Raw genomic sequence first — 10875 nt, forward strand, 5'->3', positions numbered from 1 at the left:
GATGGCGGATTTCCGCGCTACTCTCGCGGACAATGCGCCGGCACCTGGTCTGGAACCGCCGCTGGCCGGGCTATGGTGGGCCGCCAAAGGCGACTGGGACCGGGCGCACAAGATCGTGCAGGATGAGGGCAGCGCCGAGGCCGCCTGGGTGCACGCCTACCTGCACCGCGTCGAAGGCGATCTCGGCAATGCCGGCTATTGGTACCGCCAGGCCGGCCAGCCGGTGGCAAAGGATTCTCTGGAAGCCGAATGGGAGCGGATCGTGACCGCGCTGCTCGGGAGTGGAAAAGCATGAACGTGTCAGTGAAACCGGGAAAACTGATCAAGGGCCAGACCGGCGACTGGGAAGTCGTGATCGGGATGGAGGTGCACGCCCAGGTCACGTCGAAGTCAAAGCTGTTCTCGGGCGCCTCGACCGAATTCGGCGGCGAGCCCAACAGCCACGTGTCGCTGGTCGACGCGGCGATGCCCGGCATGCTGCCTGTGATCAACGAGGAATGCGTGCGGCAGGCTGTGCGCACCGGGCTTGGGCTGAACGCAAAGATCAACCTGCGCTCGGTGTTCGACCGCAAGAACTATTTCTATGCGGATTCGCCGCAGGGCTACCAGATCAGCCAGTACAAATCGCCGATCGTCGGCGAGGGCGAGGTCACGGTCGAACTCGATGGTGGCAAGACCGCCACCATCGGCATCGAGCGGCTGCACCTGGAGCAAGACGCCGGCAAGTTGCTGCACGATCAGTCACCGACCATGTCCTATGTCGATCTCAACCGTTGCGGCGTGGCGCTGATGGAGATCGTATCAAAACCGGACATTCGCGATGCCGAGCAGGCCAAGGCGTATGTGACCAAGCTGCGTTCGATCCTGCGTTATCTTGGCACCTGCGACGGCGACATGGAGAAGGGTTCATTGCGCGCCGACGTCAACGTTTCCGTGCGCAAACCGGGAGGGCCGCTCGGTACCCGCTGCGAAATCAAGAACATGAACTCGATCAACTTCATCGGCCAGGCGATCGAGTACGAGGCGCGTCGTCAGATCGAGATCATCGAGGATGGCGGCTCGATCGACCAGGAAACGCGGCTGTTCGACCCCAACAAGGGCGAGACGCGCTCGATGCGCTCCAAGGAAGAGGCGCACGATTATCGCTATTTCCCGGATCCCGACCTGCTGCCGCTCGAATTCACGCAGGCCTATATCGATGAGCTCAAGGCGCATCTGCCGGAATTGCCCGACCAGAAGAAGGCGCGCTTCATCGAGAGCCTTGGTCTGTCGCCCTACGACGCCGGCGTGCTGGTGGCCGAGCGCGAGAGCGCGGTGTTCTACGAGACCGTGCTGGCGGGCCTTGCCGACAAGGCGCGCGACGGCAAGCTCGCCGCCAACTGGGTGATCAACGAACTGTTCGGCCGCCTCAACAAGGAAGGCCATGACATCACGGACTCGCCGGTGTCGGCGGCGCAGCTCGCGGCGATCGTCGGCCTGATCGGCGAGGGCACGATCTCCGGCAAGATCGCAAAGGACCTGTTCGAGATCGTCTGGACCGAAGGCGGCGACCCGCGCGAGCTGGTGGAAAGCCGCGGCATGAAGCAGGTCACCGATCTCGGCGCGATCGAGAAGGTCGTTGACGACATCATCGCGGCCAATCCGGACAAGGTCGCGCAGGCGAAGGCCAGGCCGCAGCTCGCCGCCTGGTTCGTCGGCCAGGTGATGAAGCAATCGGGCGGCAAGGCCAATCCGCAAGCCGTCAACGATCTCTTGAAAGCGAAGCTCGGCATCTGAAGCGTCCCGTAACGGGACGACTCCGGCGTTGATGACGTCGCGATCGATGCGCGAGAACGTGCATCGATCGTCCATCGCGATCTGAAATTCGTCATCGCGACCGACAGCGCAGTTGCGAATCGGTGTTCGCGATTCGCAAAAAAGTTCGGTTCTGGCGAGCGGCGATGAGACGCCAACGCTGTCACTGTGAAAATTTTTTTATTGCCAAAGCTTGCGACTCAGAGTCCGTGCACACGGCTTTTTGGCGGCATCAGTGAGTCGCGGTGAACGTGCGCGTGCATTGATCGTCACTTCAGTGAATCAAAGAAAGTGCTGCAGCACAGGCGCTTCCTGCAATATTCGCAAACACCGATGTCGAGCGTTGCGGCACTTTTTGCATCGACGCGCGCATCCATCATTGTGTTGTCGAACGAAGTGCTTCGCGCGCTCTCTCGTCGCCGTGTCAACACTTCCTTAAGCGGGACGCTGTTTTTTTGAGTGCGTTGGTGTATTCGGGATGTAGTGCATCTCGATTCCCGAGTGCACGCAGCGACTAAGCCATCTCACTTACATTAGGAGGGCAACATGGCCAAGAAAGCTAAGAAGGCGAAGAAAGCGAAGAGCGCAGTGAAGAAGACTGCGAAGAAGACCCGCAAGGTCGCCAAGAAGAAGAAGTAAATTCGCTTCTTTGAAAATTGCCGGCGGCTTGATGCCGGCACGTCACTTGAGCCCCAGGACTAAACGCTGAAGGCTCCGGTCGACGAAAGAGGGTGTCGGCGAGACATCAGGTCAACGGGCTGGATCGTATTTCGGAAAGAGCGTTCTTCTAACGAGGCCCGCTCTTTCAAAACCGGTTCGGCAGAAGAAACAGGTTTTCTTCGTTCGGTGCGGGTATCCTTAACTATCCGCAGTTTCACCGGGACCAAAGCCCGGTATGAAATCTGGTCCTGACGTGTTCGCCGACGCCCTCGTTCCCTAGGGGCGCATTCGGCCCCCGGAACGCCCGCTTTCGCCGGAGCGCTCCGACAGCCGCCGCATCGGGCGCGCGACACTAAAAAGCTTCCTCCGATACATCCAACCGTTCACAGGCGCCGATCGTCTCAGTTCCGTTTGCCGCTCAGACGGATCATCCCAGCCGTTCGCAGTCCGGCTCGCCGCGTATGCCCGAAGGTGCGGACGCTGATGCCGCTGGAGCGATCGTGATGCGTTGCGTCGCACCGGCGCGGTGTCGGGCGGTCATGATACCGACCTTGCCGCAATGGTTATCGTTCTGCGAAACCGCAGGGTAAACCGAACTTCACGATTGGCGACTTCTCCCTGTGCCGCAGGCACTTCTGCGATTTCGCGTTCGCTCGCGGGAGCCGCGCGTTTACATCCCGTTCATCGCGAACCTTAAACTGCCCTTCAAATTTGATCGGCCATGATCATCCCAACAACAGACCGGAAATCGGCGTTGGAGATAACAGGCAGACTAACAGTGGACAGGGGCCGCGCTCGGGGGAGGGCGGCAACGATAAAAAGGGGAGCTACCATGTTTCAGGGACAATTCGATCTGGATGCCGCGACGCCGGTGGAAGCCACCGCGATCCCGGACGTGCTGTTCGAGCGCGGTCTTTACTGGGCGAGCGGCCGTTCCGGCGTGGTCAATCTGGTCGCGGCCCACAAATGGTTCAATCTCGCCGCGCTGAAGGGGCGTGCTGATGCCATCTCGATGCGCCAAGAGGTCGCCGCGATGATGTCGGATGCCGAAATCGCCACCGCACAGCGCGAAGCCCGAGCCTGGATGACCGCACACTGAGGGTTCGGAGCGGCCGGTGTCAGACCGGCGGCTCTCCGTTGGCAAGGCTGCATTTCTTTGCCTTCTTGCCGCTCCCGCAGGGGCATGGATCGTTGCGTCCGACGTGGCGCCAGGTATTCCTCACCCGCGCGTTCGTATACGCGAGATCGGCCCGGGGTGATCTCTCATCGCCTTCTTCGAACACGTCGTCTTCGAGCCCGCGCTCCAGGTCAGCGGATCGAGCACATCCTCGATGTACCCAAGGTTGACCTACGTGAACCGATCGACGTCATCGGGCGCACGTTCGGCGCCGGCAAGGTCCTCGTCGAAGTCAAGGCGATCGCTTGCAGCCAGCCTGCCCAGGCCTGATCGCCATCTTCTGCCGGCCGCGTTTCATAGAACCTGACCAGAAATTCCTGCAGCCGGTCGCGATCGATGCGTCGCTCCCACGCCAGGAATGTCACTGCGCGCCAGATCAGTGCTTCCCGGACAAATCCGTCGATCCACCTTCATGCTGACCTCCACTTGTCACCGTGGCGATAGTGAATCTGCGCGATCAGAACCGCTAGTGGGAAGTCGGCAAGAAGCGCTTCTTTGCGAAAGCCTTTCCAGATCCCGACTTGAAATACCGTTCGAGACTACCAGCCGTCGCCTCGTCGCTCACCGCGACATACGAGCGAAGAATCAAGGGCAAATACTTGCCTGTCGAGATGACGTGTCCTTGCTGATGGGACGCCGCTCTACGTCGGAGATCGTCTGTCGATCCGATATAGATGTCACCATTGCTCAGTTCGAGGAAGTAGACGAGGGCATTTGGCTCGTCAGCTTCATGCACTATGATCTCGGATATTTCGACTTGGAGCAGAAAACCCTGCAACCCCTCGACAACCCGTTCGGCGCGAGGTTGTCGCCCATGCCTTAAGTACGACCCGTTACCCATGTCTCCGGGCCGGACAGGCGTAGGGTGGCGGAGCCGGAGGGATTCGAACCCTCGATAGGGCTTTACAACCCTATAACGGTTTAGCAAACCGCCGCCTTCAGCCACTCGGCCACAGCTCCGTAAGCGCGGATATGCCTGACGCGAGGGCCAGCCGCAAGCGGCAGATTCAAATTACGCCGAGGCCATTTGGAGGCGCCGGCGCTACGCGCTTCCGCGATGCGCCCGCAGCCTGCGTTCAAGGCTTTGTACTGCAGGAACACAGACGCAGCGACGTCGGGACACTCGCCTCGTGCGTTCATCGCGGCGAGGCCTTCGTCGGACGTCCTGGCGTGCCAGCTCCGATTGCCTCGAAATGAAACATTCGTCGCGCGAACGCGATTCGGTGCCGTTTGCCGGCGATTCGGGTCCCGTTGAGTAGATTTCGTAGCGCGATGCGCTGGTGCCCGGGCCCGCTGCAATCTGCAAATGCACTTCGAGCCTGAAGGGCGCTTTTCGCCTGCGGCCGCGCTCCGCGTCGCTGACAATGAGGTGCGGCAGCTTGAGCCTTCATAATTGGGGCAAGTCAGGCGCTGCTTGCGGTTGCCGGCCGACGAGGGAGCTCCGCAGATGACTCTATTATGTGTGTGATGTCGGGGGATGGAATCGGCGGAATCGCCGGCTCGATTCGCTGCCTGCAAAACGTTTCGGTGGGTGAAGTGCAGTTGCTGCGGTGCCCACGACAGCTTTCGGATGTCAAATAGAGCTATTCGAAAATATGTAGCAGAACCAGTCGCTTGCGGGAAAAGCGCGATCACAAACACGTGTTATTTGTGCAACACCCTTCGGAAAAGGGGGCGGGCCGCGGCGTTCGAGGCGGTTCCTTTGTTGCTTGTGCAGAAGTCCTCGGTAATTGTGATCGTGCGACGGAGGGGGGCATCCCGAGGTCGCCCCGTTTTAGATGGTTCGCTTAAGTCCCTCGCGTTCATGCGGGTGTGTCCGAAGGCGCGAAGCGACTAAGCGGGTTTTACGGGGACAAGGGAACCAGCCTTACGGGTGTTTTTCACCCAGCGGATCCGGAACCTTCCCTACAGAGCAACTTGGAGGTTTAGCATGAAGATGGTTAAGAGCCTTATTCTCGGCTCAGCGGCGGCTCTCGTCGCTATGGGCGGAGCACAGGCGGCCGATCTTCCCGTCAAGGCCAAAGCGGTCGAGTACGTGAGGATCTGCTCCCTGTACGGCGCGGGGTTCTGGTATATCCCGGGCACAGATACCTGCATCAAGCTGGGTGGTTACGTTCGCATCGACACCACGTTCAACGGCGGCATCTACGGTGGGCCGTTCTGGTCGGGGACCGGTGGCCAGGGAAATCGCTTCCGCGATAATTTCAACTCCCGTTCTCGTATGGCGATCACGGTTGATACCCGTACCGCCACCGAATACGGCGTTGTCCGCACCTTCGGTCAGGGCGACTTCCAGTTCAACAACTTCGGAAGCAGCAACCCGGCTGACTTGGCCGCGTTCCCGGCCGGCGCTTCTAACGCGCTCAACGTCGCGGGCGGTGGCTATGTCGCGGTTGAAATGGTGTTCATCCAGTTCGCTGGTTTCACCTTCGGTAAGTCGGCTTCGGCCTACGCGACGCCCTGGAACGGTTATCCGGGCAACAACAACTCGTTCTTGCTGGGTGGCCCGGACTACGTCACCGGCGTCAACAACATCCAGTACACTGCGCAGTTCGGCAACGGCGTGTCGGCCACCATCGGCCTCGATGATCCGACCGTGTTCAACCGCACCTCCGTGCTGAACCTCGGCGTGGCTGCGACCCCCGCAGGGTTTGCAGTGGGCGCTATCCAGGCCACGGCCGCTGGTGCCAACGCTTACGGCGGCACCCACGTTCCGGACATCGCGGGCAACATCCGCGTCGACCAGGCTTGGGGTCTGTTCCAGATTGCGGGCGTCCTGCATAACGTGACCGCTTCCTACAACGTCCTCGGCGTTGGCGGCGTTCCGAACGCTCTGTCGGAAATCTCCGGTCATCCCGAAGACAAGTGGGGCGGTGCTGTGACGGCTGCGTTGCAGATCAAGAACCTCCCGACCGGTGCGGGCGACGATATCAAGATGGACGTAACGTATGCCAAGGGTAACACCAAGGCCGTGATCTCCACGAGCGGTGCCTCGCCGAGCTTCGCGATGTTCGGTGGCACGGGCCGTGCGGGTGCGTATCAGAGCATTGGCTTTGGCCAAACGTCTGATGCGGTTTTCCTGCCCGGGTTCCTTACCGCTGGCCTTACTGGCGACCTCAAGCTGACCGAAGCCTATGGTATCCGTGGTGCGTTCAACCACAACTGGGATCCCTACTGGTCGACCAGCTTCTGGGGCAGCTACGCGGCTGTGCGGTATAATGGCAGCGCAACCGACATCCTGAGCGCCAAGGGTCAGTTCTGCGCGAGCTTCAACTTCGGCAAGGTCGTGTCTGCAGACTATAGCTGCAACCCCGACTACAACGTCGCCCAGGTTGGTGTGGTCACCCGTTGGACTCCCGTCAAGAACCTGACGTTCTCGGCTGAAGTCGGCGCGTTCTTCCTCGACCAGAAGTTCACGGGCGCTGCCGTCTTGACGCCGGCGGCTCCGAAGCCGACCGCTGTGTACGAGTTCAGGGACCAGAGCACTGTCTTCCTGAACGTTCGCGCTCAGCGTAACTTCTGATCCCGAAAGACTTGAAACACTCGAAGACCCCCCGGCAGGAAACTGCTGGGGGGTTTATCGCAGTCACTGATCTTCCGTAGCAACAGCTACAGCTGCGCGCCCAATGAAATGCTTCGCGGCGTTGTCGTTCTTCCTTTCAACGTCACGGTATCTAGTCAGCTGTGTGATTACTTCGAAGCTCGACACAGGGACTCCTATGATTAGAGTGCCAATACTTCTTCTCGGCTCGGCGGCAGGTTTGATTGCCGTGAGCGGGGCACAGGCGGCCGACCTGCCGGTCAAGGCCAAGGCGGTCGAATACGTCAGGATCTGTTCGCTTTACGGCGCCGGCTTTTTCTTCATCCCGGGCACCGACACCTGCATCAAGATCGGCGGCTATCTGCGCGCGGACACCACCTTCAATGGCGGCGTCCATGGCGCCCCGGCCTGGAACAGTGATCTTGGCCAGCAAAACCGTTATCGCGACTACTTCGTTGGCCGCGCCCGCATGGCGCTGACGGTCGATACCCGCACCGCGACCGAGTACGGCGTGGTCCGCACCTTCGGCCAGGGCGACTTCCAGTTCAACAATTTCGGCAGCTCCAATCCGACCACGCTCACCGCGTTCCCGGGCGGGCTCGCGAACGCACTGTCCGTCCCTGGAGGAGGCTACGTTGCGGTCGAATTCCTCTTCATCCAGTTCGCCGGCTTCACCTTCGGCAAGTCCGCCTCGGCCTATGCCACGCCGTGGCAAGGTTTCCCGGGCAACATCAACTCCTCCTTGCTCGGCGGTCAGAATACGGACACCGGCGTCAACAACATCCAGTACAACGCCGAGTTCGGCAATGGCGTATCCGCTTCGATCGGTCTTGACGACCCGACCGTGTGGGATCGCACTGCCGTCTACAATCTGAGCATCCCTGGCGCAATCGGCGCCAACGGCACCGGATCGAACGCCTATGCCGGCACCCGTGCTCCTGAAATCGTCGGCAGAATCCGGGTCGATCAGGCCTGGGGTCTGTTCCAGTTGTCGGCCGCGGCGCATGAAGTGAGTGGCTCGTACAACACGCTGGGCGCCGGCGGCGTTCCGACGGCGGCGTCCGAAATCAGCGGCCATCCCGAGTCGAAGTGGGGCGGCGCGGTGATGGCGGGGTTGCAGATCAAGAATATTCCGACCGGTGCCGGCGACGACATCAAGATCGACGCATCCTACGCCAAGGGCGCCACCAAGTATGTGATCGCCACCAGCGGCACCTCGCCGAACTTTGCGATGTTCGGTGATAGCGGCTTCGGCTACCAGAGCGTCGGCTTCGGTGCGACTACCGACGGCGTCTATTTGCCGGGCGCAGGCGGTACCGGTGGTATCGCTCTGACGACTGCCTGGGGCGTGCGTGGTGCTTTCAATCACAACTGGGACCCATACTGGTCGAGCAGCCTGTTCGGCAGCTACTCCTCGGTCAGGTATGATGGCGGTGCGAACGACAACCTGCTGGGTGCCGGCACCTCCACGGCCAAGGGCGCTTATTGCGCCGCCTTCGCTGTCAGCCACCCGGGCCAGGCGCTGGCCGGCAACGCTGCAGGTGCCTACACCTGTAACCCTGACTTCAACGTCTCGCAGCTCGGCGTTGTGACCCGCTGGACCCCGGTCAAGAACCTGACCTTCTCGGGTGAAGTCCAGTGGTTCCATCTCGACCAGAAGATGTCCGGCTCTTCGGTGTTTACCGCGACCGCGCCGAAACCGAACGCGCTCTACGAGTTCAAGGATCAGGATACGGTCCTGCTCCAGCTCCGCGTCCAGCGCAACTTCTGACAGTGATTCTATGGCGATGCGACAGGAGTCGCATCGCCCTCGGTAAGCCTATCCAATCATCGCTACCGTGATCCGGAGGCGTCTTGAGCAGGCTTGGCAAGCGTTCTGGGCCGAAAAGCCCAGCGTCTCTCCGGAGCGACAGTCCGCTCCTGTGCTCCGATTGCAGCGATGGCACCAGCTTTTTCCATCCTGTTTTTCAGCGAAAGTACCTCGTCGCACGTACCTGCATGCACGCGTGAGATTCCTTCTTGAATTGTGTCTTTGGATTAGCGCCGATGGCCAATCCTGGATTTGGATCGAAGGACGTCGAAAAACTGCTCAATGCGGCGTTCGAAACGAACGATCTTCAACGCATTTGCCGTGCGGTTGGGGCTGCGGTGCTTCGATCCGGTAGCATTATCGAAATCGCACGCACTGCTGAGCTCGACCGCGTGACTCTATATCGCGCATTCCGTCTTGCGAAAGGGCCGGCGCTCGACAACATGATCAAGGTCCTTCGCGTGCTGGGGTTTAGATTGATTGTAGAAGTGCGCCGCGAAGTTGCGAATAGTCATGAGAGGGACGTGCCCGGAGAAGGGGGGAGCAGCGCAAGAAAGCGGGCTGCAACTGCTCGTCGATTCACAGCCGCATTCAAAACCGGCGAAATGGACGCGCTTGCGAAGGTTTTCAGAGAAACATTACAGGCACAAGAAAATGTTGCGGAGTTCGCATGCAAAACCGTCACGACGCGGGAGACGCTTTATCGCGCCTTTAGCCAGCATCCGATGCCCCGATTCCGTACGCTTTTAAGCTTCTTGAGTGCATTGGACTTGCAGTTCGCCGTTCGACGCCTGGCCCGATCCAGACGGGAAAACGAGGCTCATGTTGCCACTAAGATCCATAAGAGCAGCGTCCATCTGAACGTTCGCGCTCAGCGCAACTTCTGATCCGGAAAGGCTTGAAACGCTATTAGGAGAACCCCCGGCGGGAAAACTGCCGGGAGCTTTTCATTGTGCGGCAGTGCGTCGTCGATATGTGGGAGCACCGCCGCTTTTGCAGCCTGAAAACCGCTATTGGACGCTGGCGCCCCGATGCAGGTCGGCTTCGATCTGGAGCTTGGTCCCGCCGCCGAACCGCGTTCGGTAGACCTGCAGGTTCTCCATGATCCGTTGCACGTAGTTGCGCGTCTCGGAGAACGGGATCAGTTCGACCCAGTCGACGGCGTCGACCTTGGGATCGCGCGGGTCACCGTAGCGCTCGATCCATTTCTTCACGCTGCCGCGACCGGCATTGTAGCCGGCGAAGGTCAGGATGTAGGAGCCGCGATAGTCCTCCAGCAGCCCGCCGAGTTCGGCCGCGCCAAGCGTCGCGTTGTAGACCGAATCGGTCTTCATCCGCTGAAGGTCGAAGCTGACGCCGGCCCGCTTGCAGACATAGCGCCCGGCGTCCGGCGTCACCTGCATCAGCCCGTAAGCCTGGGCCGGCGAGACGACCGCCGGATTGAAGGCGCTTTCCTGCCGTGCGATCGAGTAGATGACGCTGGGCTCCACCTCGGGACCAAGCTGCTTGAACGACGGAATGCCGGTGACGGGATAGGCGTAGTGGTCGAATGGCAGGCCGCGGTTCAGCGCGGCCTTGCCGAGCAGCAGCATGCCGCGGGCGTCATGATAGCGCGCGGTGAGCTCGCCGAGGCCGGCCAGCGCATCGGGATCGCCGTTCTCACCCATGTCGCCGAAAATCGGGATCGCAAGCTCGCGCTCGTCGAGTTCATAGAGCAACTGCACGGCGCGGACGATCTCCAGCCGTTCGGCTCCGCGGCCGCGTGGGACGCCGTTCAGATCGAGCTGGGGCAGGCCGAGCTTGGCGCGCGCCAACTGGCCGTAATAGCTGGTCGATTGCTCGGCGGCGCGGCCGTACGCCGCGCGGGCTTCCTGCGCGCGGCCCGCCGCTTCC

General features: G+C 60.8%; 9 protein-coding genes, 1 tRNA gene and 1 pseudogene. 7 read left to right on the forward strand and 4 right to left on the reverse strand.

Annotated features, from left to right (window positions below; genetic code table 11):
- Position 1: 1 nt before the first annotated feature.
- The 3 genes from CQ12_RS18080 (at position 2) to CQ12_RS18090 (ending at position 3553) form a co-directional block, all read left to right on the forward strand.
- Positions 2 to 295 carry a hypothetical protein gene (locus CQ12_RS18080; RefSeq protein WP_057836659.1) on the forward strand — a complete coding sequence of 98 codons (294 nt, stop codon included), beginning with the start codon at positions 2 to 4 and terminating at the stop codon, positions 293 to 295.
- Positions 292 to 1776, forward strand: a complete 1485-nt coding sequence (gatB, locus tag CQ12_RS18085) for an Asp-tRNA(Asn)/Glu-tRNA(Gln) amidotransferase subunit GatB (RefSeq protein ID WP_057836660.1) — start codon at positions 292 to 294, stop codon at positions 1774 to 1776. The genes CQ12_RS18080 and gatB overlap by 4 nt, the downstream gene beginning before the upstream one ends.
- Before the next feature lie 1510 nt (positions 1777 to 3286).
- Positions 3287 to 3553 carry a hypothetical protein gene (locus CQ12_RS18090; RefSeq protein WP_057836661.1) on the forward strand — a complete coding sequence of 89 codons (267 nt, stop codon included), beginning with the start codon at positions 3287 to 3289 and terminating at the stop codon, positions 3551 to 3553.
- 19 nt (positions 3554 to 3572) lie between these two features.
- Here the strand turns inward: CQ12_RS18090 and CQ12_RS47450 are convergent, their stop codons facing one another.
- A complete protein-coding gene (locus CQ12_RS47450) occupies positions 3573 to 3737 on the reverse strand; it encodes an SEC-C metal-binding domain-containing protein (RefSeq protein WP_198164187.1) in 165 nt (54 codons plus the stop codon).
- Positions 3738 to 4097: 360 nt separating this feature from the next.
- Positions 4098 to 4367, reverse strand: coding sequence for a GIY-YIG nuclease family protein (locus CQ12_RS46400; protein ID WP_430642241.1), 270 nt, complete (start codon positions 4365 to 4367; stop codon positions 4098 to 4100).
- On the opposite strand from CQ12_RS46400, the pseudogene CQ12_RS47715 reads away from it, so the two are divergent.
- A pseudogene (locus tag CQ12_RS47715) lies at positions 4326 to 4454 on the forward strand (IS481 family transposase); the annotation flags it as partial. The gene CQ12_RS46400 and the pseudogene CQ12_RS47715 overlap by 42 nt on opposite strands.
- A gap of 43 nt (positions 4455 to 4497) precedes the next feature.
- Here the strand turns inward: CQ12_RS47715 and CQ12_RS18105 are convergent.
- A tRNA-Ser gene (locus CQ12_RS18105) sits at positions 4498 to 4591 on the reverse strand.
- Positions 4592 to 5561: 970 nt separating this feature from the next.
- Between CQ12_RS18105 and CQ12_RS18110 the strand changes: the two genes are divergently transcribed.
- The 3 genes from CQ12_RS18110 to CQ12_RS18120 all read left to right on the forward strand — a co-directional run bounded on the left by CQ12_RS18110 (position 5562) and on the right by CQ12_RS18120 (position 9869).
- Positions 5562 to 7154, forward strand: a complete 1593-nt coding sequence (locus tag CQ12_RS18110; RefSeq protein ID WP_057836664.1) for a porin — start codon at positions 5562 to 5564, stop codon at positions 7152 to 7154.
- A 196-nt stretch (positions 7155 to 7350) separates the two neighbouring features.
- Positions 7351 to 8943, forward strand: coding sequence for a porin (locus CQ12_RS18115; RefSeq protein ID WP_057836665.1), 1593 nt, complete (start codon positions 7351 to 7353; stop codon positions 8941 to 8943).
- A gap of 275 nt (positions 8944 to 9218) precedes the next feature.
- Positions 9219 to 9869 (forward strand): hypothetical protein, encoded by a 651-nt coding sequence (locus CQ12_RS18120; protein ID WP_057836666.1) that lies wholly within the window; start codon positions 9219 to 9221, stop codon positions 9867 to 9869.
- Positions 9870 to 9992: 123 nt separating this feature from the next.
- Here CQ12_RS18120 and CQ12_RS18125 read toward each other — a convergent pair.
- Positions 9993 to 10875, reverse strand: an 883-nt coding sequence (locus CQ12_RS18125; protein ID WP_157088292.1) for a lytic transglycosylase domain-containing protein, incomplete at its 5' end; no start/stop codon positions are given.

This window comes from Bradyrhizobium jicamae (genome assembly GCF_001440395.1).
GTDB classification, from domain to species: Bacteria; Pseudomonadota; Alphaproteobacteria; order Rhizobiales; family Xanthobacteraceae; genus Bradyrhizobium; species Bradyrhizobium jicamae.